Below are 24,843 nucleotides of genomic sequence, written 5' to 3' on the forward strand. Positions count from 1 at the left end.
AGTAAGTTAGATAAGACAAGTATTGGAGAATAAAAATGGCTAAGATTAATTTAACGCCCAAGAAAATCTACGAACAAGAATTTAAAACAAGCATGCGTGGCTACGATAAAAAAGAAGTTGATGAGTTTTTAGATGATGTAATCAAAGATTACGGTGTCTATATTGCTCTAGTTAAGGAATTGCAAGAAGAAAATGCAAAACTTAAGGCTAAAGCTTCATCAGCTCCTGCAAGTCGCCCAGCATACGCAAGCGCGACAAGTGAGCCATCACGTGCGAATGCCAATGTTGCTTCGGCTTCAAACTATGATATCTTAAAACGTATCAGTCGTTTGGAAAAAGAGGTCTTTGGAAAACAAATCGTCGAATAAAACTGGTTTGTGCAATTTTTGGATAATCGCATGGTTGCTAGTCTTCCATGAGGAAAGTCCATGCTAGCACTGGCTGTGATGCCAGTAGTGTTTGTGCTAGGTGAATTAATAAGCCTAGGGACTTGATTTTCAAGTTACGGCGAGTGAACTGGCTAAGTCTTCGGATAGGTTTTAGTAGCTCTGAAAGTGCCACAGTGACGGAGTTTTTAGGGAAACCTAAAAAGTGGAACGCGGTAAACCCCTCAAGCTAGCAACCCAAACTTTGGTAGGGGCATGGGATGGCTGGAAACGAACGGACCATCCTGACTGCTTTGCAGTAGACAGATGATTATCGAAGGAAGTGGTACCTAGTCACTTCTGGAACAAAACATGGCTTATAGAAAATTGCATATAGGTGAGGCTGGGACACATGTCTCAGCCTTCTTTTAGCAAGAATTCTCTCTTTTACAACTATATCTTCTAAAGAAAAGAGTGGAAAAATAAGCCATCAGTTAAAAAAGTTTGTACTCGTAACAATGAGATAAAAGGATGACAATGAAAGAAACATTTACATTAGTAGCAACTGCTGCAGCAGGTCTTGAGGCTGTGGTTGGACGTGAATTACGTGAGTTAGGTTATGACACTCAGGTTGAAAATGGTAAGGTGCGTTTCCAAGGCGGTGTTCGTGCAATTGCTGAGACCAACCTTTGGTTGAGAGCAGCAGACCGTATCAAGATTGTAGTGGGTGAATTTCCAGCACGTACCTTTGAGGAACTCTTTCAGGGAGTTTTTGCCTTAGACTGGGAAAATTATCTTCCGCTAGGTGCAAAGTTCCCAATTTCTAAAGCTAAATGTGTGAAATCAAAGCTTCATAATGAGCCATCTGTTCAGGCGATTTCCAAAAAAGCTGTCGTTAAGAAATTGCAGAAATATTTCCACCGTCCAGAAGGAGTGCCTCTTCAAGAAACAGGAGCAGAATTTAAGATTGAAGTTTCTATTTTAAAGGATAAGGCTACAGTTTTGATTGATACCACAGGTGCTAGTCTCTTTAAGCGTGGCTATCGTACTGATAAAGGTGGGGCACCTATTAAGGAAAATATGGCGGCTGCTATCCTTGAACTTAGTAACTGGTATCCGGATAAACCGTTGATTGACCCGACTTGTGGTTCAGGGACCTTCTGTATTGAGGCTGCAATGATTGGTATGAACATTGCACCAGGATTTAATCGTGATTTTGCCTTTGAAGCATGGAATTGGGTAGATAAAGATTTAGTACAGTCGGTACGTGATGAAGCAGATAGCAAGGCAAACTATGATGTTGAATTAGATATTATGGGTTGTGATATTGATGGCCGTATGGTTGAGATTGCAAAAGCCAATGCTCGTGAGGCAGGTCTTGAAGATGTTATTAAATTGAAACAAATGCGTTTACAGGACCTGAAAACAGATAAAATCAATGGTGTCATTATTTCAAACCCTCCTTATGGTGAGCGTTTGTTGGATGACAAGGCTGTGGATATCTTGTATAATGAAATGGGTCAAACTTTTGCGCCACTTAAAACTTGGAGCAAGTTTATCTTGACCAGCGATGAACAATTTGAAAGCAAATACGGTATGAAAGCCGATAAAAAACGTAAGCTTTATAACGGGACACTCCGTGTTGATTTGTATCAATATTTTGGTGAGCGTGTTCGCCGTTCTGAGGCTAGAAAGGTAAATTAAACGTGTCAGAAGATAAAACACAAAATGGCTATGAAGGTAGCCAAGAGCTAGATTTCCAAGATGCCAAGGAAATGACAGTCGGTGAGGCTGTCCGCAAAGAAGCTGAGATTAATGCTGGTGTAACAGAAACAGATAGCATTTTGGATAAGTATATCAAGCAACACCGCGAAGAAGTTGCCTCACAAAAATTTTCAAAGAAAATTGAAGCTGATGGCGACACATCACCTTTGGATGCTTTTATTCAAAAGCAACGTCAGGAGTTTGCGGATTCAGGTTTGATTGGTCAATCAATGGCTAATGAGTCAATCAACTCAACAGTAGCTACTGAAGAAGTAACACCAGTCACATTTGGTTTTGGTGCTACAGATAACAAGGTTGATGAAACTCAATCTCATATTGACAAGCAGTTGCCGAATGCTCCTGTTGAACCTGAGGTTATTGCAGAACCAGAAAGTCAAAGTTCTGAAGTCATCATTACGTCAACGAATGCTGATCGTTTCATCACGTCAGAAACAGAAAAATTTGACCTGGGTGATGCACTAGCAGATTCAGCTACTTCAACTAATCAGCCAGCGCCAGCCTATAACGATGCATTGGTAGATAATATTGATGATAACAATCCTTTGATTGCTAACATCGATGATCCAGAACCACAAAATCCTGTTGTTGCCAATGTTGACGATACTGAGCCGCAAGCTTCAAAACCATTGTTGGATGATGTTGCTATCTCAGACACTATCGATTTGGCGGCTATTGCCTCAACAGTGGCAGGGGTAACTGGAGCAAAAGCTGACGAAGAAAAGACAACACCAAAAGTGTCTATGGCAGTTAATCGCCCATCTGCAGAAGACAGAATCTCTTCAGAGTCTATTTCACCATCGCATAAGAGTGCCTTTGATGGTGATATTCCAGTTTACCGTCGTAAAGGTGTTGTTATCGGTGCTCTAGCAGTTCTTGCTTTAGCTATTATTGGTGGTAGCTATGCTCTTTATAAAGGAACACATAGCCAATCGGCAAAAACAACAAGCACAGCTTCTTCAGCAGTGACGTCAACATCAAGCAAGGACACGGCAGCTGCTGATAATAAGGCCTTCGAAGAAATGTATAAGAATTTCTTCACAGATGATGAGCAAACAAAACTCGCTAATGATCAATTTGGTAAGCTATCAGATTTGGAAAAACTGCTCAAGAAATTGGAGAAAACCAAGTATTATGATGCAGCTAAGAAAAAATATGATAACTTGAAGAAACAAATTGAAGCTGTACAAAAGATTAACAGTCAGTTTGAGTCAGATGCTCTGGTAGATGGTAGCTATAATGCCTCTATCGCTGTTAAATCCGATGCCAACTTTAATAATCTGCCAGAAAGTGTAACAACAACTGGAAATGCGAGTCTTGATAGCACTATCCAAGAAGCGATTAAGGGTGGTAAGACTCAGCTTGAAGAAAAAGCTAAGGCTGCGAGCGCAACATCTGCAGCGACAGCTGCTGATAGCGCCAATACTGCTAGTCCTGCTGCACCTTCAGGTGATAACACGTCTGGAGCAGCTTCTACTGGTGGTGGTGCGGCTGCATCAAATACATCTGGAGCGCAAAATGGAGCAGCTAACTCAGCAGGTTCAACAGGTTTAGCTGGTGCGACTGGAGGAACTACTGGTGGCTCAGCTGCAGCTTCAACAGTTGTAACACGCGGAATCACAAATTATAACCCATCAATCCTTCAACGTGACCGCTCACGTGTGCCTTATAATGCAAACGTAGTAGCAGATACAAGTAACCCAGCTTGGACTTGGGCTGATGGTGTTCTTGATAAGATTATTGAAACATCACACTCACGTGGTTACTTCTCAGGAGATAACTTCATCCTTGAACCAGTTAACATCATCAATGGTAATGGTTACTACAACTTGTACCTTCCAGATGGAACTTACCTCTTCAGTATCAACTGTAAGACAGGTTATTATGTTGGTAATGGTTCAGGTCACTCAGATAAACTTGATTATTAATAATAATCTGCGACACTCCTTCGGGAGTGTTTTTTGTTTTATCTTGGTGAAGGCCTAGTTTATAAGGATTTTGTGCTATAATAGAGGGATAAGATAGGGGTGAATACTATGGCAAAATTGATGCCGGGTAGAGTCCGTAATGAGGGTATTGAACTTTTTGAAAAGGATCTCATTACCATTCATCAGGTCTCAGAAACTCAGTTGGATACAACAGTTGACCAACATCATTTAATTTATGCACTCAATGATTCTGAAATCACGTGTGACTGTGATTATTTCGCTCAAAAAGGCTATTGTCCCCATTTGGCAGCGGTTGAGTATTATCTAAAAAATGATAAAGAAGGCCAGCGTCTCTTGGCAGAACTGGAAGAGGAACAAGAATCCTCTCAAGGCCAAGAGCGAGGTCACTCTTTTGGTGGTTTATTTTTAGAAGGGCTTTCCCTGAATGAAGATGATACCGTTAGATATAGCTTGATGGTAGAGGGAGAGGAATCTACCTTTGGTTCAGAGATTTGGTGGAGTATACGTTTACGTCGCTTACCAGATGAACGTTCTTATGTTATTCGAGATATTCCTGCCTTCCTCAAACTTGTAGAGGCTGAAGGTTATTATCAGATAGGTAAGAACTACTATGAACCCCTATCACTTATTCAATTTGACCAGGCTTCACAGGCATTTTTAGACTTCCTAGGACGGATGATTCCAGATGAAGCCAAGACTAATTTAGACTTTATTTTACCGAATAATGCACGTCACCTTTGTCTCCCTTACGGTTTTTTTGAGGAAGGTTTGAGACGGATGCAAGATTTGGATGGCTTTAGGTTTGAATGGGAAGGAACCGAATATCGCCAACTTTTGGTCGAGGATTTGACTGCTGATGCTCAGCTCTTCTCGTTTGATATTTGTGTCGAGCCTAAGATGATTGAATTGACTGTCGCTGAGAAGAATAGTCAGGCCTTTTTTAATAATCGTATTCTCTTTTATCAAGGTGTTTTTTATCGTCTGAATCGAAAACAACAAAAACTTTTGGTTGGCTTACGCTCTCTTCCAATCGGAAGCGATTTGAATAAGCACGTCAGCTTTAATCTCGATGAACAAGCCATCTTGGCTGCTAGTCTTTTTGATTTTAGGACTATGGGGCCAGTTAAGGCACCAAAAGCTTTTAATATCAAGGATTTCACACCGAGATTTCGCTTTGATCTGAAAGGTGACAGTGAGATTATTCTTACATTAGCCTTTGATTTTGATGGTTTCTTGGTACATGATCGCCAAGAGTTGAGTCATTTAGGATTTACCAGTAACTATCGTCATGAGCAGGCTGTTTTTCGTTTGATGTCTAAGCATGGATTCACCCCTGATTTTCAGTCATCTAAACGATTAAGTAGCAGTCAAGAGCTCTATGATTTCTTTACAAATACTCTACCAGATTTTGAAAATGCAGGAACGGCTCTGATTGGACAGGAGTTACGTGACTTACGGGTTGAGCAGAGTCCACAGGTTCAGGTAGAGCGTCAGGGAAATTTATTAGATATTTCCTTTGATTTTTCAAGTCTTGACGACGAAGATGTGGATCATGCTTTAGCAGCCTTGATGGAAAGCTCGCCCTATTTTATCAATCGTAGTGGTCAGTTGATTGTTTTTGACGAAGCGACGCATCGTATTAGTGAGAGTCTCAAAACTCTAAGAGCTCGTTACTCAGGAAAAGGTCACCTAGAACTCAATCAATTAACTGCCTATCAATTGATGGATGCTCTTTCAGAAAGTGATTCTGTTCGTTTTTCAAAAGATTTCCAACTCTTAACGCAACATTTGAGTAAGCCAGAGACCTTTGATTTGCCAACCTATAAGGTAGAAGCTGGCCTTCGTCCCTACCAGGAAAGAGGTGTTCAGTGGCTATCGATGTTGCATCACTATGGTTTTGGCGGTATCTTGGCCGATGATATGGGGTTGGGGAAAACTTTGCAAACTATTGCCTATCTCTCTGCACATTTAGAAGAAGGACAACGAGTTTTGGTTTTGTCACCATCAAGCCTGATTTACAATTGGCAGGATGAGTTTAAAAAGTTTGCCCCTCAGTTAGATGTAGCGGTTTCTTATGGACTCAAGCCAAAACGTGATGACATCATTGCTGAAGACCACCAGATTATTATTACAAGCTACGCTTCCTTCCGTCAGGATTTTGATGCCTACAAGGCTGGTAAATATGACTATCTCATTCTCGATGAGGCTCAGGTCATGAAGAATACACAGACAAAGATTGCCCAATATCTACGTGATTTTTCTGTTCCACATTGCTTAGCACTATCTGGAACGCCTATTGAAAATCATTTGTTGGAGATTTGGTCTATTTTCCAGATTATTCTACCAGGACTTTTACCAGCTAAGAAAACGTTTCTTAAGTTAACACCTAAGGAAGTGGCTAGGTATATTTCCCCCTTTATTCTAAGACGTAAAAAAGAGGAGGTCCTTCCTGATCTCCCAGATTTGATTGAAATCACTCATCAAAGTGAATTGTCAGATGCTCAAAAGGCTATCTATTTAGCACAATTGCAACAGATGCAACAAGGATTAATTTCGGCAAGTGATCAGGAAATCAACCGTCGTAAGGTGGAAATCTTGTCAGGAATTACCCGCTTACGACAAATCTGTGATACCCCAGCTCTCTTTATGGACTATGCGGGAGATAGCGGAAAATTAGATAGCCTTAGAGAGTTGCTTAGCCAAATTAAGGAGTCAGACCATCGTGTCCTTATCTTTTCACAATTTCGTGGGATGTTAGATATTACAGAGGGGCTCTTACAAGAATTAGGAATTTCCTCATATAAGCTAACAGGGTCAACACCATCTGATAGTCGTCAGGAGATGACCAGAGCCTTCAATCAAGGAAGTCGAGATGCCTTTTTGATTTCTCTGAAAGCAGGAGGAGTGGGACTGAATCTAACTGGTGCTGATACGGTTATTCTGATTGACCTTTGGTGGAATCCAGCGGTAGAAATGCAGGCTATTAGTCGTGCGCATCGTATAGGTCAGGAACAAAATGTCGAAGTTTACCGTTTGATTACAAGAGGGACTATTGAAGAGAAAATTCTTGAGCTTCAAGAAGGCAAGAAAAACCTGGTAACAACCGTCTTGGATGGCAATGAAAGCCGTGCCAGCATGACCGTTGAGGATATTAAAGAAATTCTTGGTATTGCAATATCTTAATTTGTTATATTTGATATTGGAATACTAAGAGGTGAAAATGCTACTAGGCAAATCTTTTGAATTAGGTTATAATAGAATATTGCAAGACGTATCTTCCCATTCCCGATTATTTATATTAAGATACGCATCATCTCGAAAATGAAAGGAAGTCTTTTATGCATCGCCAAAGACGACAATTTCCGCTGATTCCAGACGGGGAACCTTGCTTGCAAGAACCGGTCTCTATGCGCCTATACGAAAATGAAGATTTAATCACAAATATCCGTGGCCCTTACCAAGATAAGGACTACAATGATTTGTTGCCGAACTATGATTTCTTGTCAGCTAAGCCTAGCAATCGTAAGCAGGCTCCAAAACGAGTGGAGACACAAGAAGCTGGCATGACTTATGCTGAGGAAGCCCGTGAAAAGGCTAAGCGTGATGTACGTGAGAAACGCCAAAAATTCCTCCGCCAAGAAGTTCAACAAACCAAGCATACTAATAGCCGTCAACTGACTACTAAGCCTAAGGTAGAAGCTAAACCAAGCTTTGAGGCTACTGTTGAACCAGCTGCTGTAACAACGGATAAAGGACCAGTGACAGCTTCTATCTTGGGAGCTCCTGTAAGTGCTATCAAGCGAACTTTAGCACCTAATGGGAAGCACTCAAAGATCCATCACTTGGCAAATCGTCTGCAACAAGATTCTTACATCTTGGCAGAAGTGGCCCCAACCTATCAACAGCCTAGTAACCCATCTCGTAAGAACGTCAAGAAAAATAGCTATGACTTCTTGAAACGTAGCCAGGTTTATAATTACCCAGAACGTCAAACTTACCGTGAACACCGAGTTGCTCAAGAATTAAATTTGACGCATTTAGAAGACGCAAACTAATCGCAGTGCGATTGTAAGGAGAAACTATGTCAAAAACTTATCATTTTATTGGAATTAAAGGATCTGGTATGTCAGCTTTGGCTTTGATGCTCCACCAAATGGGACACAAGGTTCAAGGTTCAGATGTGGAAAAATATTACTTCACTCAACGTGGTCTTGAGCAAGCAGGTATCCCTATTCTTCCTTTCGATGAAAAAAACATCACAGAAGATGTTGAATTGATTGCTGGAAATGCCTTTCGTGAAGATAACAACGTTGAAGTTGCTTATGCGATTAAAAATGGCTACAGCTTTAAGCGTTACCACGAGTTCTTGGGTCACTTCATGGATCAATTCACTAGCTTTGGTGTGGCAGGTGCACATGGTAAGACTTCTACAACAGGTCTCTTGTCACATGTTATGAAAAATATCACAGACACGTCATATCTTATTGGTGACGGAACTGGGCGAGGTTCTGCTAATGCGCAATACTTTGTCTTTGAGTCTGATGAATATGAACGTCATTTCATGCCATACCACCCAGCATACTCAATCATCACTAACATTGACTTTGACCATCCTGATTACTTTACAAGTATCGATGATGTGTTCTCTGCCTTTGATGACTATGCTAAGCAAGTGCAAAAAGGACTCTTTGTTTACGGTGAGGATCCACACCTTCGTAAGATTACAGCCAATGCGCCAATCTATTACTATGGTTTCGAAGAAAATGATGACTTTATAGCAACAGACATTGTGCGTACAACGACAGGGTCTAATTTTAAGGTGAAACATGATGGACAAATCCTTGGAGAATTCCATGTGCCAGCCTATGGTCGTCACAATATCTTGAATGCAACTGCGGTTATTGGGAACCTCTATGTAGCCGGTTTTGACATGGGCTTGGTTGCGGAACACCTTAAAACCTTCTCAGGTGTTAAACGCCGTTTCACAGAGAAAATTATCAGTGGTACTGTTGTCATCGATGACTTTGCCCACCATCCAACTGAAATTATTGCAACGCTTGATGCAGCACGTCAAAAGTACCCATCTAAAGAGATTGTTGCTATTTTCCAACCACATACCTTCACACGTACCATCGCCCTTCTTGATGAATTTGCTGAAGCTTTGAACGAAGCAGATGCTGTTTATTTGGCACAAATTTACGGTTCAGCGCGTGAGGTTGACCATGGTGATGTTAAGGTTGAAGATCTTGCTGCTAAGATCAATAAACCTGCCAAAGTGGTTACAGTTGAAAATGTCTCACCTCTCCTTGACCATGACAATGCTGTCTATGTCTTTATGGGAGCTGGAGATATCCAACTTTACGAACGCTCGTTTGAAGAGCTCCTAGCAAGCTTGCAAACACACATGTAATATATTAAGGGCTGTAGCGATTTCGCTCAGCTCTTTCTCTTAATAGAAAGGAATTTGATATGCTTATTCGACATGCCCGAAAGGATGATTGGGCTGATGTTGTTCGTATCGAACAAGAAAATTTTTCGCCTGAAGAGGCTGCAACTCCAGAGGCTATTGCAGAGCGTTTAGAGACGATTTGTGATACCTTTCTAATTGCTGAAATTGATGGCGTTGTAGTTGGTTACATCGAAGGACCTGTGATTGCGGAACGTTATCTCACAGATGACCTGTTCCATAAGGTGGCTCCTAATGCTAGTCAAGGAGGTTTTATTGCAGTTACTAGTTTGTCTATCTCCAAAGATTTTAAAGGGCAAGGTATTGGAACAGCCTTGATTGCAGCGCTTAAAGATCTGGCTATTGCTCAAAAACGCCAAGGTATTAGCTTGACTTGTCATGATTACTTGATTGCCTACTATGAGATGAATGGTTTTACTGATGAGGGAGAATCAGAATCAAAGCATGGTGGAAGCTCTTGGTATAATATGGTCTGGGAGAACCCAGAAACCCATTGATTTCAGTGTTACGTTACTGTGACAAAGGACCAATTGATTTGCATTAACTGACTTTTTAAGATATAATGGCGTTTGTTACTATAGAGGAGGTATGCCTTGACGGACAAGTTTAATGAACACTCGGAAGCTTCTGAAGATAGCCTAAGCTTCAAAGATCAGATTCTCCGAGACTTACAAGAAGCGACACGGCTCCGTTCTCTTCGTGAGGAGGAGCATAATAAAAGTGCAACTATGCCCGAGACACCACTTTCAACGTCAGCTGAGAGCGCTACAACTCGTAGTGATTCAGCGTCTAATAAAGTAAGTAACCAAGATTTTAGTTCACATTCTGTTTCACACAGTGCCTTTGCTAAATCTATGACTTCTGAGACAGCCCAAGATTCTCAACAAGATAGTCTTGGCTTGTTTTCAGATTCTCAAGAGGAGTCTTTAGTATCTGATGCTCATTCAAACCTAGCGTCTATTCCTAAAGAGCCAATTGAGGAGGAGACAAAGGTAAATATTCCTCAGGAGACTGAAACGTCGAAACGTCGTTTTAAACGTCCAGTTTGGGAAACTAGCCTTAACGAAGCATCTGAAGAGGAGTATATTCCTGCAGATGTTGCCAAGGAGCTCATTGAAGCTAAGTCTAACGAAGCTATTTATACAGATCCTAAAGAATTGGAGGCCAAATTGACCTCAGAACGTCAAAAAGAAGCATTCTTGCAGGAACATCATGCAACAAGTGACCAAGCGTCGCAAGAAAAGGTTCAATCAGAGCTAGTAGCTGATGGTAATGAGGATGATGAGAGTATTTCTCTAGAACCCTCTGGAAAACCTAAGAAAAAGAAAGGCAAGAAAGTGAAGAAGAAAAAGTCTTCGCCAAAAGATGGTAAACAGGCTGACATTGTCGACGAAGAGCCGATTTTACGTTCTAACCGAAATCACAAACGCAATAAAAATAACCGTCGTGCTGGTAAAATTGCAAGAAACATTATCATCTTCTTGCTACTTATCTTGTCAGTAGCTACATTCTTTGGTTATCGCTATGTTAGTGATGCTGTTGGCGCAAAAGATGTTAATTCAACTAAGTTTGTTAGTGTTGAAATTCCTGAAAATTCAGGTAGCAGTTATATCGGCCAACTCTTGGAATCAGCTGGTGTTATTAAGTCTGGTAAGGTCTTTAATTACTATACCAAGTTTAAAAACATCTCAAATCTGAAAAGTGGTTACTACAACCTTCAGGCTAGCATGACCATGGATGAAATTATTGAGGCACTTCAGAAAAAAGGAAGTGATAAACCTCAGGAGCCATCTCTTGGTACGGTCTTAGTCAAAGAAGGATATACCATTGATCAAATTGCCAAGGCAGTTGAAGTTAATTCTTCAGCTAAAAAAGGCAAAAAATCATCAACTGGACTTAAGGCGAAAGATTTCTTGAAATTGATGAAGGATGATGCTTTCATTACAAAGATGAAAGCGAAGTACCCAACCTTGTTGGCAAACCTTCCAAATTCTACGGATGCTAAGTATGTCCTAGAGGGTTATCTGTTCCCAGCGACTTATAACATTCATGATGATACGACGGTGGAGTCTTTGGCAGAGGAAATGTTGTCAACGATGGATACCTACCTATCACCTTACTATGCGACGATTTCATCTAGTGGACACAATGTTAATGAGATTTTGACCCTAGCTTCTCTTGTTGAAAAAGAAGGAGCTACAGATGACGACCGTAAAAATATTGCTAGCGTCTTCTATAATCGTCTAAACTCAGACATGGCTCTACAAAGTAATATCGCAGTTCTTTATGCTCTTGGAAAACTAGGTCAGGAAACGACCTTGAAAGAAGATGCAACTATTGACACAAACATTGACTCCCCTTATAATGATTATGTTCATAAGGGGTTGATACCAGGTCCTGTGGATAGTCCTAGTCTGTCTGCGATTGAAGCGGTTATCAATCCATCATCTACCAAGTACATGTACTTTGTGGCAGATGTAACCACTGGTAATGTCTATTTTGCTGAAAGCTATGAAGAGCATCAGCATAACGTTGAAACTTACATTAACAGTAAACTAAAAGATAAATAGTCTGATTGGTTCATTAAAATCAAGCAAACGAATAGTGGTTTTGATGATACAGCCAACGGCTCAAAAAATAGAAAAGAGAAAAAAATGGCAGAAAAAACATATGTAATGACACAAGCAGAGAAAGAACAACTTGAAGCGGAATTGGAGGAGTACAAACTCGTCCGTCGTCCAGAAGTTGTAGAACGTATTAAGATTGCACGTTCTTATGGTGACCTTTCAGAAAACTCTGAGTATGAAGCAGCCAAAGACGAGCAAGCCTTTGTTGAAGGACAAATTCAGATTCTTGAAACAAAAATTCGTTATGCAGAAATCGTTGATAGTGATGCTGTTGCTAATGACGAGGTTGCAATTGGTAAAACAGTTGTTGTTCAAGAAGTTGGTACAAACGACAAAGATACTTATCATATCGTTGGTGCAGCCGGTGCTGATATCTTCTCAGGTAAAATTTCAAATGAAAGCCCAATTGCTCAAGCCTTGATTGGTAAGAAAGTTGGCGACAAAGTCGCTATCGAATCACCAGCAGGTAGCTACTCTGTAGAAATCCTTAGTGTAGAAAAAACAGCCTAAGTGACTGTTGGCATTAAGGTGTCCAATATTTGAAACTAGTGGGAGTGAGACAAAACAGTTGTTCTGTCTCACTCCCTTTTTGCTTACCGGCGCTATTAGGAGTTAGGCTGGTCTGAATTAATCTATAAGAAAAGCACTCTTGGCATTTGCCAAGAGTGCTTTGTAGCTTATTTACGATTTTGCTTACCGGCATTACGGTTTTTCTTTGGTTTACTTGCAATTGCTTGAGTATTTTTTGGTGTTACATCTTTACGCTTGATTGGTGTAGTACGAGGTGCTTTTGGAGGGTTCTTTTTGAACTCTTCAGCAACTTTTTCTTTCAAGCGAGGTTTGATGATGTAGTTGGTAATCAACTGTTGGATAATAGAGAAGATACCACCAACGAACCAGTAGAGGATTACGGCTGCAGGTGAGCTAATACCAAAGAAAATCATCATGATTGGCATACTGTACATCGTCGCTGCCATTTGTTTACGTTGCTCTTCAGGAACTTGTTGAATAGACAACCAAGATTGGAAGTAGTAAAGAGCTGCGATGATGATAATCAATGGGAAGTCACGGTGACCAAGGTTAAACCAGAGGAAGTTATCTTGGAGTACACCAGGAGTGTAACGTGCTGCGTAGTAGAGTGCTGAGAAGAATGGGAACTGAATCAATAGAGGAAGACAGCCGACACCACCCATCAAGCTTAGACCGTTTTCACGCTGAGCTTGCATGAGTTCAGACTGGGCAGCCATTTTTTCCTCTTGAGTTTCGGCGTTACGCAAACGTTCGTTGATTGGTTCCAAGATAGGCGCAAGGTACTCACGTTTTGCTGATTGGTAGGCTGCGCTACGAGATTGGTGAAGACCAAGTGGCAAGATAATCAAACGAACAATGATGGTAACAAAGATAATACCAAGACCAAAGCCGAGACCAAGATTATCAGCGAAGTAGGTGATGACGTGGCTCATAGGGCGACCAAGGAGGTTCCAGACCCAACCAGTAGGATTACCAGACTTATCAAGGCTCACACATCCTGATAGGAAGAAAAGCATGCTGGCAGCAAGCCCCATCAGGGCTAGACGTTTTTGATTTTTATTCACAATATCATTCCTTTTGTTTTTTAGTTATACTTGTCTATTTTACCTTTTTTTAAGAAAGAGAACAAGCTAAAAACGGTGGCTTCCTCTTAATTAGCCATCCGAAAATCGCTGTAATTTGAGAAGTTTGCCATGGTCACATCGACATAGGTTACTTTAGACCATTTTGAAGGTCCTTTTCGAACTTCTTGAATAAATTTAGCTAACTTAGCAGGATTGTCTGACTGAGCTAGGATTTCAACAGTTCCGTCGTCATTATTCCAAACCCGACCGTATATATCTCCAATATCTAGTGCTAGAGCATAGGTTGAATAACGAAAACCAACACCTTGGACTCTTCCTGAGACTAATAATCGTACTTTTTGCATGATCCACGACCTCCTTTTGAAAGCTCTTTCTTTTAGTATAATCCTTGCTATAAAGTCGGTCAAGTCCAAGATTTATCAAGGAATTTCTGCTATAATGAGTGTATGGAAATCATTCAATCAAAGCAAAATGCTAGCATTAAGTCTGCTAGAAAATTATTGCAGCGCAAGCACCGTAAAACTAGTTATCTTTTAGAAGGATGGCATCTTTTTGAGGAAGCAAAGGCAAGTGGTGCTGAGATTCTTCAAGTTTTCGTGCTTGAGGAAATGGCTGATTGTGTGGCTAATATGGCTAAGGTGAAGTTGGTTAGTCCAGAGGTGCTCAAGGAGCTCTGTGAAACTCAGACCCCCCAAGGGATTGTGGCAGAAGTTGCTAAACAATCTCAAGCCTTGCCAGAGTCTCTCTCAGGTAAGTACCTTCTCTTGGAGGATGTTCAGGATCCTGGCAATGTAGGAACAATGATTCGCACAGCGGATGCCGCAGGTTACGATGGAGTTTTTTTGTCAGACAGATCAGCTGATATTTATAATCAGAAGACCTTGCGTTCTATGCAGGGAAGTCATTTCCATCTTCCAATCTATCGTGGACCTATTCTTGACATGGTTGAGGCTTGCAGAAAGCAAGGGGTACCCGTCTTGGCAACGACTCTCTCAGATGTCTCGGTTGACTATAAAGCAGTTAAGACAGATGGTAATTTTGCCTTAGTGATGGGAAATGAAGGTCAAGGAATTAGTCAGGAAATGGCTGAGTCTGCTGATCAACTTGTACATATTAGCATGCCAGGTCAGGCGGAGAGTCTGAATGTTGCTGTGGCAGCAGGAATTCTCATGTTTAGTCTCTAGGTCTCAAGGATGATTTTAGGAGAAAACAACTGACTTTTAAAGTAATTTTAAGCACTAGTGGTATAATGAAGAAGCATTAGAAACATTAATGAGGTATTATTATGAAACGACCAGAAGATGATAAAGAATTCATGGAAGTTGTGGGACATTTGATTTCACACCCACGTTTTCAAAAATTGGATGGGATTGTACAACACCATCATTCGACACGTTTAGAACACTCGGTTAATGTTAGTTACACCAGCTATAAGATTGCTAAAAAATTTGGCTGGGATGCCAAGAGTACTGCTCGAGGCGGTCTCTTACATGACTTTTTCTATTATGATTGGCGAGTGACTAAATTTAATAAGAGTCATGCTTGGGTACACCCACGTATTGCTGTTCGTAATGCTAGAAAGCTTGTTAATCTAAATAAAAAAGAAGAGGATATTATCCTCAAGCATATGTGGGGAGCAACGATTGCACCGCCGAAGTATAAGGAATCTTATATTGTTACTATGGTGGATAAGTATTGGGCGGTTAAAGAAGCGGCGACACCCTTACGAAACCGAATTAAAAATCGTAAGTTTTTCCGTCGTAAGACCCTACAAAGCCACCACCAATAATTCATTATTTTTAGGAGATAACTATGGAATCAAATGCAATTTATACGACTAGTGATGCGGGCTTAAGCCGCTTTTTCGGAAAGATTTATGGCCTTGTTGGTATGGGAGTGGGACTTTCAGCAGTCATTTCTTATCTGATGCTCTTCCCTCTCTCGCATGTTTTTGTCAATATTCTCATGAATTATTCTTGGGTTTACATGGCAGCCCTCTTTTTAGAGTTTGGTTTGGTCTTTTTGGCTAGCGGTGCTGCACGAAGAAATACACCTGCAGCCCTACCTTTATTTTTGGTTTATTCCGCTTTGAATGGATTTACACTTAGTTTTATCATCGTTCAATACACGCAAGCTATAGTTTTTCAAGCTTTCCTTAGCACTGCCATTGTTTTCTTTATCATGGCCCTTATCGGAGTTAGTATTAAGCGAGATCTATCAGGCATGGCTAAGTTCCTTATGGCAGCCTTGATTGGGATTATTGTGGCTAGCTTGATTAATATTTTCTTTGCAAGTAGCATGATGAGTTTTGTGATTAGTATTGTATCAATTCTTATTTTCTCTGGTTTAATTGCCTATGATAACCAGATGATTAAAAAGGTTTACTACGGTACCAATGGTCAGGTCACAGATGGATGGGCAGTTTCTATGGCACTTAGTCTTTACTTGGATTTCATTAACTTATTCTTGAATATCTTGCGACTCTTTGCTAGACGTAATTAGTAAAAAGAATCAGCCACCTGGCTGATTTTTTAATGTCTAATAGTTTTTTGTAAGTGTCCCTTGCTGGCCTGTGTAAGCGTAGAAGAGTGGGTAGTATTCCCATTTTCCGACATAGCTATCTTTATCTGGGAAGGCCCACTTGTCGTCTTTTTTAGTAAGTTCGACTGAGTAATTATCAAAGATATTTGTTCCTTCTGTCTTTGGTGCTGATGGGCTTACTTCTTTGATTGAATTCGGTAGGTAAGTTTCCATGTAGTATTGTCTTGTTAGTTGATCGACATTTCCAGCGTTGGCACCATTGCTTTGTAGGTAGTTTTTAAGGTCATCTGTGAGATTTGGGTGATTAGCACCATAGGCATCGTCTGCAGCTTTCATACTGATAGTTGACATGCTGACATTGAATTCTGCCTTATCTTTAGCGACAATAATGTTATCAACAGTATAGCTACCGCGTTCACGGTTAGCAGTTTGGACCCAACCAAAAACTTTTGGAATTTCATCACCGGTTGGTTTGATATGATCAGTATCATCATAGCTGTATTGAAGGCTATCTGAGAAATATTGGTTAAGTTCGCCCTTGGCTTTGTCCAAGTCGTTAGAAACAAATTTACTGTAGTCTTTGCTTTCACCACCTAGAAGAACTGCATTGAAATAAGCATCAACAGCCTTTTTAACATTGGTAGTTGTTTTACCATCGAAATCTTTTAGGCTAGTAGAAACTGTTTGTCCCTCTGTTTTCTCATCTTTTGATTCAAAATAGAGTTTATAGCTTTCGTCGTTGTTAACTTCGAAAAAGAGTGAGACAGTCTTGTAGTCGTCAGCTTCAAGCTTTCCAAAGTCATCTGTAGCGTCCTCTACGTTCTTATTTTTATTGAAGAGAGTAGGTAGGTCGCCCTTGTCGAGCTTGCTTGCTGTGACTTTTTTACCATCTTTATCTTTGAGGTAGAATTGTTTAGCAGATGTTTTAAGCTCATTTTCCATATCTTCCGAAGTATTCTCGAGTTTGAATGAAACTTCGACTAGGGTTTGGTCATCCTTGAGCTTGAGGTCGCTTCCTGACATATAGACAATATCGTTAACAGAAAGCTTGGCATCAAGTTTTGGCTTGGCACATGCTGAGAGCGTTAAGATGGCTGCTAGAGCAAGAGCCCCAGAGTAAAGATATTTTTTCATAAATAATCCCCCATTATTTTATTAGGTTGTAGGTCTATTGTATCATGAAATATGCCTTGAGATTATTAGAAAATTGGGTTTCAAGCCTTTTCTTATGCTATAATAGGATTACTATTGTAAAAAAATGGAGAATCAAATGACAAAAACACCTTTTATTACGGCTGATAAACTTGAACAAATCACTGCAGAATTTCCAACACCTTTCCATCTTTACGATGAAAAAGGTATTCGTGAAACAGCGCGTGCAGTTAATGCAGCCTTTTCGTGGAATCCAGGTTTTAAAGAATTCTTTGCTGTAAAAGCTACACCTAATCCAGCAATCCTCAAAATCTTGAAGGAAGAAGGGTGTGGTGTCGATTGTGCGACCGATACAGAGCTTGTCATGAGTAAGAAAATTGGTTTTGATAGTAGCGCCATTAGCTTTACATCTAATGATACACGTGCAGAAGAGTTTGTTTACGCGCGTGATATTAATGCGACAATTAACCTTGATGCTTACGAAGATATCTTTTTCTTGGAAGAGGCTGCAGGGCTTCCTGAAACCCTTTCTTTGCGCTTTAACCCAGGGGGCGTCTTCTCTCTTGGTACTGATATCATGGATCATCCTGAAGAATCAAAATTTGGGATGACTAAGGAACAGCTCTTCAAAGGTTATGCCTACCTTAAAGAAAAAGGAGTGAAATCATTCGGTTTGCATGCTTTCTTAGCGTCAAATACAGTAACGAATGAGTATTACCCAACCTTGGCTGCTCAACTGTTTGAATTGGCGGTAGAAATCAAGAATGAACTTGGTGTTAGTCTTGACTTTATCAACTTATCAGGTGGTGTTGGAGTGGACTACACACCAGCCAATAAACAAAATGATATTGCCGTTATCGGTGAAGGCGTTCATGCTAAATTTGATGAAATCCTTGTTCCGAATGGTCTTGGACACATCAGTATTTACACTGAGCTTGGGCGTTTCATGACAGCACCTCATGGCCTTGTCGTTACTAAGGTTCTTCATATTAAGGACACTTATCGTCGCTATGTTGGTGTAGATGCTTCTGCGGTTAACTTGCTCCGTCCAGCTATGTACGATGCCTACCACCACATCACGAATATGACTAATCCAGATGGTGACATTCAAGTAGTTGATGTGACAGGTTCGCTTTGTGAAAATAATGATAAGTTTGCTAAGAACCGTGAATTGCCAGAAGCTCGTATTGGAGATACATTGGTTATCCACGACACAGGTGCTCATGGTTTCTCAATGGGTTACAACTATAATGGACGCCTTCGTTCTGCAGAAATTCTCTACCAAGAAGATGGCACAGCTCGTATGATTCGCCGTGCAGAGACGATGAATGATTACTTTGCCACTCTTGATGGTTTTGATTTTGACATTTAACAAAAAATAAGCTAGGCCTTAAAGGCTCTAGCTTATTTTACTTTAATGATGACAGCTTCAAGAATGATATCGGCTAATTCCTCAGGGGATTCGATACAGCCTTCTTTGAGCCAGATTGTCAAAATGGTAACAATAGTGCTAACATAAACTTCCAATGAATATTTGGCAGGGATATGATAGCTTTGTTCCATGAGCTCTGTAACATTTTCAATATCAGAGTTAAGGATAGTCTCGATAATGAATTCACGAATCATCTCATTGATGTTTGGAATGTGTGTCATCAAGGTGAGACAGAGTTTTTGATTTTCCTTAAGATATCGTAGCATTTCAGTGACAACACCTTCTTGGTAGGTCATGTCTTCCTGAAGAATACTTGAGATTTTATCTAAAATCTTTGAGAAGGTTGTTTCAACCAAATCTTCCTTATTTGAATAGTAGTAGTAGAAGGTCGGTCTGCTGAGATTTGCCTTCTTGATGATATCTGTGATGCTGATTTGTTCGAGTGAACTCTCCTCTAAGAGTTCAATAAATGCGTTGACAATTTTTCGTTCGGAAATAGTTGCTTCCTTGAGCATAAATAAACCCCTTTATATAAACATAATAATAATTCCACAACTTATATAATAACCTATTTTTTTTCTAGAAATCTTACAAGTCCTTTACAGTTGTAAGTGAAAAATACTGAAACTCTCATTTTATCAGTATTTTAAACGAAAAAACTATTTTTCTAGACGTTTTTAAGAATCAACGTCTTATTTGTCAGTAGGGGCCATTTTTGCTATAATATAAGGTAAATCAACGTTATAGGAGAATTGAATTTATGAACACCGTCCTTTGGATTATTCTTGTTTTTGTAGCCCTTTTGGGTGGTTTTTATGGAGGCGCTTACTTTGCCCGCAAACAAATGGAGAAAGAATTGGCTGAAAATCCTCGTTTGAATGTGGACGCTGTTCGTACCATGATGTCAGCTGCGGGTCAAAAACCAAATGAAGCAAAAGTGCGTCAAACATATAACCAAATTATCAAACAACAAAAACAAGCACTTGCAGATAGCAAGAAAAAGAAAAAATAATGGTGGGGAGCTGGGACGTGAATCTCAGCTTTTTACATGTAACCTAGGGGATAAGGAGGCAAGATGGATAATCGACCTATAGGATTTTTAGATTCTGGTGTCGGAGGACTGACGGTAGTACGTGAACTTAAACGTCAGTTGCCTCACGAGTCTATTGTTTATATTGGTGACTCTGCTAGGGCACCGTATGGTCCTAGACCGGCAGAACAAATCAGAGAGTATACCTGGCAGTTGGTTAAATTCCTTCTGACCAAAGATGTAAAGATGATTGTTATTGCCTGTAATACGGCAACAGCAGTAGTTTGGGAGGAAATCAAAGGAGCCTTGGATATCCCAGTGCTAGGTGTGGTTTTGCCTGGTTCTAGTGCGGCTATTAAGTCTAGCCAATCGGGTCATATTGGTGTCATTGGGACTCCAATGACGATTGCCTCTAACATCTATGAACAAAAAATTAAGCATTTGGCACCACAAATGAATGTCTTGAGTTTATCTTGTCCTCGTTTTGCCCCTATTGTTGAATCCAATGAAATTAACTCAAGTGTGGCTAAAAAGATTGTTTATGAGAGCATGGCACCTTTAGTCGGTAAGGTAGATACCTTGGTTTTGGGTTGCACCCATTACCCACTTTTACGTCCTATCATCCAAAATGTTATGGGGCCAAGTGTCAAGCTAATTGATAGCGGAGCTGAAACAGTTCGTGATGTTTCTGTTTTGCTCAATTATTTTGAAATTAATCGTAGCCGTGAAGTCGAAGATAAGACGGAAGAATATTACACCACAGCTAGTGTGCTTGGTTTTAAAGAAATCGCAGAACAATGGCTAGGTGAAGAAGTTGCTGTCCAACATGTCGATTTGGACAAGGAGTTAGAAAATGACTAAATCAATTTTTGAATATAAAGACGAACAAGACTGGTATTTGGCTAGTTTTGGAAACTACAATCACTTGACTTGTTTTGGTGGTGATGAGGCCTATGAGCGATTTGTTGACTTTTTCCAAGCTTTGACTAACGTTTTGGCTGTTAGTGGCTTTCAGTTGCATATTGCGAAACATTCTTCAGACCTTCGCTTAGTATCCTTTATTTTGGATTGCTTGAAAGAGGAAACTGGTCGTGACTTAGCTGTTACGCAACATAAAGGGGCTTTGGTAGTTAGTGAAGGAGATAAGCTTGTCTATGTGCATGTGCCTAGAGAAGGTGTTGCCTTGAGTGATTTCTTTGGTTCTGATAATAAATCAGACTTTGGTGATGTCCTATTGATTGCGACACGCAATGAAGGAAAAACCAAGGAATTTCGTAAACTATTTGGAAAACTAGGTATTAAGGTAGAGAATCTTAATGATTATCCAGACCTTCCTGAAGTTGCTGAAACGGGTATGACCTTTGAAGAAAATGCACGCTTGAAGGCGGAAACCATTTCTGAATTAACTGGTAAAATGGTCCTTTCAGATGACTCTGGTTTGCAGGTAGATGTTCTTGGAGGTTTACCAGGAGTTTGGTCTGCTCGCTTTGCTGGTCCTGATGCTACGGATGATGAAAATAATGCTAAATTATTACACGAGCTGGCTATGGTGCTTGATGATAGCAAACGTACTGCGAACTTCCATACAACCCTAGTTGTTGCAGCCCCTGGACGTGATAGTTTGGTTGTTGATGCCGACTGGAAGGGTTATATTGGCCGAGAACCGAAAGGTGACAATGGTTTTGGTTATGATCCACTCTTTTTAGTTGGTAATACGGGTAAAACGGCAGCAGAGCTTTCTGCAGAAGAGAAAAATGAACAATCTCACCGTGGACAAGCTGTTAAGAAACTTATGGAGGTCTTCCCAGCATGGCAGAACAAACAATAATCGTAATGAGCGACTCCCATGGAGAACGTGACATTGTAGTAGATATAAAAAATCGTTATCAGGGGAAGGTAGATGCTATTTTCCATAACGGAGATTCTGAGTTAGAATCAAGTGATCCTGTCTGGAAAGGTATCCATGTGGTTCGTGGCAACTGTGATTATGATTCAGGTTATCCAGAACGTTTGGTCGTAAAACTTGGTGATGTGATTATTGCACAAACACATGGTCATCTTTATGGCATTAATTTTACCTGGGACAAGTTAGATCTTTGGGCGCAACAAGAGGATGCAGATATTTGCCTCTATGGCCACTTGCATGCGGCAGCAGCTTGGCGAAATGGTAAGACAGTGTTTATCAACCCAGGATCTGTTTCACAGCCACGTGGACCTATCCATGAGAAACTTTATGCTAAGGTGATTATAAACAGTTCAAAAATTCGTGTAGAATATTACACACGTGACCATGAACTTTATTCAGAACTTACACAGGAATTTGAACGATGATTGCTAAAGAATTTGAAGATTTTTTGTTGGCTCATTTAGATAATTATTTAATTCCATCAGATCAGGTTGCTATTTTTATTGATAGTCACAACGCTGATCATGTGGTCTTGCTTTTGACAAGCAATGGTTATTCGCGCGTTCCCGTTTTGACTAAGGATAAGCACTATCTTGGGACCATATCTTTGACAGATATTAAGCGTTATCAAGATGAACATAACTTGCAAGAGTGGGAGATGGTTAACCGTGATATCGGACCGATGACATCAGATGTCGTGGAAACAGTGGAAGATAATGCCAATCTAAATGAGGTAATGCATAAGCTAGTTAATAATCCTTTCCTTCCTGTGGTTGACAGCCAAGGTATTTTCAAAGGAATTATCACACGAAAATCGATTCTAAAGGCGGTTAATAGCCTCTTACATGACTTTACACATGACTATATCATCATTCCAAAAACAACTGACAACTCAGATCACTGATTTTCTGGCTACTAAGGTCATTTCGGAGAGTTCAAAGCAAGCTTATGCTTATGATCTTAAGCAGTTTGCAACGTCGATTTCAGGACAAATTGATCAAACCAGTCTCAAGCTCTATGAAAACCAACTGAAGGAATGGAAGCCATCCGTACAAAAGCGTAAGCGCTCTGCGGTCAATCAATTTTTGCTATACCTCTATCAAAAGGGGGAATTAGAGAAATTTTTCAAACTATCAGAGACGGTTACGATACCTTCTCAGGAGGATAAGTTGCGAATACTGGATCTTTCATCGCTTTATGAGGGGCGTGAAGGGGTTGGTAAGCTGTCTTGTCTGCTGATTCTAGAGTTGGGGCTATTACCTTCAGAGATTTTGGAGTTGGACTGGTCCGATATTGACTTGGATTTTGGTGTTGTAACTGTGGCCAAGGGAAGCACTAAGCGTGTTCTCAGACTTGAAGCAGATGTGAAGCAGTATTTGTTGGCTATTAAAGATGTCAACAGCCAGGGCTTGCTTTTGGGTAAGGTCTATACTCGACAATGGCTGTATAAGCAAATCCAGACTTATGTTAGTGACTGTGGCTTATCGAATGTAACTGCTCAAGTCTTGCGTCAGCAATTTATTCTTAGACAGATTGAAAAGGGAACGGGCGCCTTTGAACTTGCTCGTTTACTGGGACTAAAAAGTCCAGTGACCTTGGAGAAATACTATAAAACCTAATGGATATTAAGTTAAAAGATTTTGAGGGGCCACTGGATTTGTTGCTCCATCTGGTTTCTAAGTATGAGGTAGACATTTACGATGTTCCCATTGTTGAAGTTATCGAGCAATACTTGGCTTATTTGGCAACCTTGCAAGCCATGAAGCTTGAAGTTGCTGGGGAATATATGCTTATGGCTAGTCAGCTCATGCTGATTAAGAGTCGTAAGCTTCTGCCCACAGTGGTGGAAGCTGAGCCTGAAGCAGATGATCCTGAACAAGAGCTCTTGAGTCAATTGGAAGAATATGCACGCTTCAAAGCAGCTAGTCAAGAGTTGGCTAAGCAGCATGAGGTACGAGCTCAGTATTTTTCAAAACCAAAAGTTGAATTGGTTTATGAAGATGTGACGCTGAATCAGGATAAGACCATTCAAGATATTTTCTTGGCTTTTTCAAAAATCATGGCTGAAAAGCAGGAAGAAATTCGCCGAAATCACACGACTATTGCGCGTGACGATTATAAAATTGAAGACATGATGCTGATTATTGAGGAAGCATTCGGCTTAAAAAATGAGCTGTATCTGGATGAACTTTTCACAGATGCCAAAGATATGAATCAAGTAATCACCCTCTTTTTGGCAACTCTTGAATTGATTAAGGTACATCGCATATCAGTACAGCAGGAAACAATTTTTGGTACAATCACACTAAGAAAGGAATGGACGAATGAGTAGTCACTTAGCACGATTAGAAGCTTTACTTTTTGTGGCTGGTGAAGATGGTCTTAGTCTACGTACTATGGCGCAGCTTTTGGAAATGCCAGTGACGGGTCTGACTCAGTCCTTGGAGAAATTGCAAGCCAAGTACGCGGCAGATGAGGATTCAGCTCTTTGTTTATTGGAATCGTCAAATACCTATAAGCTGGTGACTAAGCCAGATTTTGCAAGTCTCCTTCGTAACTATTCTAAAACGCCAATCAACCAGAGTCTATCACGAGCGAGTCTCGAGGTCCTCTCTATAGTTGCTTATAAACAGCCTATTACACGTGCTGAAGTCGATGACATTAGAGGTGTTAATTCTAGTGGTGCTATTGCTAAACTTCAGGCCTTTGATCTCATTCAAGAGGCTGGTAAAAAAGATGCTGTCGGTCGTCCTAACCTATATGCGACTACTGATTATTTCCTAGACTTTATGGGGATTAATAGTTTAGAGGAACTTGTTGCTATTGATCAACTAGAACTTGAAGAGCAAGAAACGAGTCTCTTTAGGGAAGATGCTCCAGAGGAGCTTGAGGACTTGGACAATTAAGAGTAAACCTTGTTGAAACTAATCATTAAAAATAAAGAAACATAGCAGAGATGCTAGGTAGAAAGGATAC

Annotated in this window: 25 protein-coding genes and 1 other RNA gene; 22 read left to right on the plus strand and 4 right to left on the minus strand. The window is 40.4% G+C overall.

Features of this window, described 5'->3' with window-relative positions:
- Positions 1–35: 35 nt before the first annotated feature.
- The 10 genes from gpsB (at position 36) to greA (ending at position 12,700) form a co-directional block, all read left to right on the plus strand.
- On the plus strand, positions 36–368 hold the full coding sequence (gpsB, locus tag NSQ79_RS01250) for a cell division regulator GpsB (RefSeq protein WP_045769238.1): 333 nt from the start codon (positions 36–38) through the stop codon (positions 366–368).
- Between the two features lie 14 nt (positions 369–382).
- An RNA gene (gene rnpB, locus NSQ79_RS01255) (RNase P RNA component class B) lies at positions 383–750 on the plus strand.
- 152 nt (positions 751–902) lie between these two features.
- Positions 903–2,069, plus strand: coding sequence for a class I SAM-dependent RNA methyltransferase (locus tag NSQ79_RS01260; protein WP_014633857.1), 1,167 nt, complete (start codon positions 903–905; stop codon positions 2,067–2,069).
- Between the two features lie 2 nt (positions 2,070–2,071).
- Entirely contained in the window at positions 2,072–4,075 is a 2,004-nt protein-coding gene (locus tag NSQ79_RS01265; protein ID WP_175061018.1) for a cell division site-positioning protein MapZ family protein, read from the plus strand.
- A gap of 108 nt (positions 4,076–4,183) precedes the next feature.
- Positions 4,184–7,279 carry a DEAD/DEAH box helicase gene (locus NSQ79_RS01270; protein ID WP_175062538.1) on the plus strand — a complete coding sequence of 1,032 codons (3,096 nt, stop codon included), beginning with the start codon at positions 4,184–4,186 and terminating at the stop codon, positions 7,277–7,279.
- 155 nt (positions 7,280–7,434) lie between these two features.
- The gene (locus tag NSQ79_RS01275) at positions 7,435–8,151 is read left to right on the plus strand and encodes a hypothetical protein (protein ID WP_045769241.1); all 717 of its coding nucleotides are present in this window, start codon (positions 7,435–7,437) and stop codon (positions 8,149–8,151) included.
- A 26-nt stretch (positions 8,152–8,177) separates the two neighbouring features.
- On the plus strand, positions 8,178–9,506 hold the full coding sequence (gene murC, locus NSQ79_RS01280; protein ID WP_014633623.1) for a UDP-N-acetylmuramate--L-alanine ligase: 1,329 nt from the start codon (positions 8,178–8,180) through the stop codon (positions 9,504–9,506).
- A 59-nt stretch (positions 9,507–9,565) separates the two neighbouring features.
- Entirely contained in the window at positions 9,566–10,060 is a 495-nt protein-coding gene (locus NSQ79_RS01285) for a GNAT family N-acetyltransferase (RefSeq protein WP_013990021.1), read from the plus strand.
- A gap of 96 nt (positions 10,061–10,156) precedes the next feature.
- Positions 10,157–12,133 carry an endolytic transglycosylase MltG gene (mltG, locus tag NSQ79_RS01290; RefSeq protein ID WP_049553984.1) on the plus strand — a complete coding sequence of 659 codons (1,977 nt, stop codon included), beginning with the start codon at positions 10,157–10,159 and terminating at the stop codon, positions 12,131–12,133.
- 84 nt (positions 12,134–12,217) lie between these two features.
- Positions 12,218–12,700, plus strand: a complete 483-nt coding sequence (gene greA, locus NSQ79_RS01295) for a transcription elongation factor GreA (RefSeq protein ID WP_002883697.1) — start codon at positions 12,218–12,220, stop codon at positions 12,698–12,700.
- A gap of 167 nt (positions 12,701–12,867) precedes the next feature.
- Here the strand turns inward: greA and yidC are convergent, their stop codons facing one another.
- Together yidC and NSQ79_RS01305 are read right to left on the minus strand one after the other, a co-directional pair.
- Positions 12,868–13,785 (minus strand): membrane protein insertase YidC, encoded by a 918-nt coding sequence (yidC, locus tag NSQ79_RS01300; RefSeq protein WP_002883649.1) that lies wholly within the window; start codon positions 13,783–13,785, stop codon positions 12,868–12,870.
- Between the two features lie 86 nt (positions 13,786–13,871).
- Positions 13,872–14,150, minus strand: coding sequence for an acylphosphatase (locus NSQ79_RS01305; protein ID WP_013990023.1), 279 nt, complete (start codon positions 14,148–14,150; stop codon positions 13,872–13,874).
- 102 nt (positions 14,151–14,252) lie between these two features.
- On the opposite strand from NSQ79_RS01305, the gene NSQ79_RS01310 reads away from it, so the two are divergent.
- The 3 genes from NSQ79_RS01310 (at position 14,253) to NSQ79_RS01320 (ending at position 16,308) form a co-directional block, all read left to right on the plus strand.
- The gene (locus tag NSQ79_RS01310; RefSeq protein WP_049553983.1) at positions 14,253–14,990 is read left to right on the plus strand and encodes an RNA methyltransferase; all 738 of its coding nucleotides are present in this window, start codon (positions 14,253–14,255) and stop codon (positions 14,988–14,990) included.
- 101 nt (positions 14,991–15,091) lie between these two features.
- Positions 15,092–15,595 (plus strand): HD domain-containing protein, encoded by a 504-nt coding sequence (locus tag NSQ79_RS01315; protein ID WP_002883682.1) that lies wholly within the window; start codon positions 15,092–15,094, stop codon positions 15,593–15,595.
- 23 nt (positions 15,596–15,618) lie between these two features.
- Positions 15,619–16,308: a Bax inhibitor-1/YccA family protein gene (locus tag NSQ79_RS01320; RefSeq protein ID WP_002886525.1), complete on the plus strand. Its 690-nt coding sequence runs from the start codon at positions 15,619–15,621 to the stop codon at positions 16,306–16,308.
- A gap of 36 nt (positions 16,309–16,344) precedes the next feature.
- On the opposite strand, the gene NSQ79_RS01325 is transcribed toward NSQ79_RS01320, so the two are convergent.
- Positions 16,345–17,481, minus strand: a complete 1,137-nt coding sequence (locus NSQ79_RS01325; protein WP_013990025.1) for a DUF5105 domain-containing protein — start codon at positions 17,479–17,481, stop codon at positions 16,345–16,347.
- 136 nt (positions 17,482–17,617) lie between these two features.
- Between NSQ79_RS01325 and NSQ79_RS01330 the strand changes: the two genes are divergently transcribed.
- On the plus strand, positions 17,618–18,871 hold the full coding sequence (locus NSQ79_RS01330; RefSeq protein ID WP_002886527.1) for a diaminopimelate decarboxylase: 1,254 nt from the start codon (positions 17,618–17,620) through the stop codon (positions 18,869–18,871).
- A 32-nt stretch (positions 18,872–18,903) separates the two neighbouring features.
- Here the strand turns inward: NSQ79_RS01330 and NSQ79_RS01335 are convergent, their stop codons facing one another.
- Positions 18,904–19,446 carry a TetR/AcrR family transcriptional regulator gene (locus NSQ79_RS01335; protein WP_002886528.1) on the minus strand — a complete coding sequence of 181 codons (543 nt, stop codon included), beginning with the start codon at positions 19,444–19,446 and terminating at the stop codon, positions 18,904–18,906.
- A gap of 245 nt (positions 19,447–19,691) precedes the next feature.
- On the opposite strand from NSQ79_RS01335, the gene NSQ79_RS01340 reads away from it, so the two are divergent.
- From NSQ79_RS01340 to scpB, 8 genes are all read left to right on the plus strand, one after another.
- Complete coding sequence (locus NSQ79_RS01340) at positions 19,692–19,943, plus strand: YneF family protein (RefSeq protein WP_002883695.1); 252 nt, start codon at positions 19,692–19,694, stop codon at positions 19,941–19,943.
- Positions 19,944–20,006: 63 nt separating this feature from the next.
- Positions 20,007–20,822, plus strand: coding sequence for a glutamate racemase (gene racE, locus NSQ79_RS01345; RefSeq protein WP_037598968.1), 816 nt, complete (start codon positions 20,007–20,009; stop codon positions 20,820–20,822).
- Positions 20,815–21,789, plus strand: coding sequence for a nucleoside-triphosphate diphosphatase (locus NSQ79_RS01350; protein WP_049529106.1), 975 nt, complete (start codon positions 20,815–20,817; stop codon positions 21,787–21,789). The genes racE and NSQ79_RS01350 overlap by 8 nt, the downstream gene beginning before the upstream one ends.
- Complete coding sequence (locus NSQ79_RS01355) at positions 21,771–22,292, plus strand: metallophosphoesterase (protein WP_164332148.1); 522 nt, start codon at positions 21,771–21,773, stop codon at positions 22,290–22,292. Before NSQ79_RS01350 ends, NSQ79_RS01355 begins: the two co-directional genes overlap by 19 nt.
- Positions 22,289–22,771, plus strand: a complete 483-nt coding sequence (gene cbpB / locus NSQ79_RS01360; protein WP_002883680.1) for a cyclic-di-AMP-binding protein CbpB — start codon at positions 22,289–22,291, stop codon at positions 22,769–22,771. The genes NSQ79_RS01355 and cbpB overlap by 4 nt, the downstream gene beginning before the upstream one ends.
- Positions 22,725–23,486, plus strand: a complete 762-nt coding sequence (gene xerD, locus NSQ79_RS01365; RefSeq protein ID WP_013990030.1) for a site-specific tyrosine recombinase XerD — start codon at positions 22,725–22,727, stop codon at positions 23,484–23,486. Before cbpB ends, xerD begins: the two co-directional genes overlap by 47 nt.
- Positions 23,486–24,199, plus strand: coding sequence for a segregation/condensation protein A (locus NSQ79_RS01370; protein ID WP_049553982.1), 714 nt, complete (start codon positions 23,486–23,488; stop codon positions 24,197–24,199). Before xerD ends, NSQ79_RS01370 begins: the two co-directional genes overlap by 1 nt.
- Positions 24,192–24,773: an SMC-Scp complex subunit ScpB gene (scpB, locus tag NSQ79_RS01375; protein WP_049553981.1), complete on the plus strand. Its 582-nt coding sequence runs from the start codon at positions 24,192–24,194 to the stop codon at positions 24,771–24,773. The genes NSQ79_RS01370 and scpB overlap by 8 nt, the downstream gene beginning before the upstream one ends.
- Positions 24,774–24,843: the final 70 nt, after the last annotated feature.

The organism is Streptococcus sp. FSL W7-1342 (assembly GCF_037966635.1).
GTDB lineage: Bacteria > Bacillota > Bacilli > Lactobacillales > Streptococcaceae > Streptococcus > Streptococcus salivarius_D.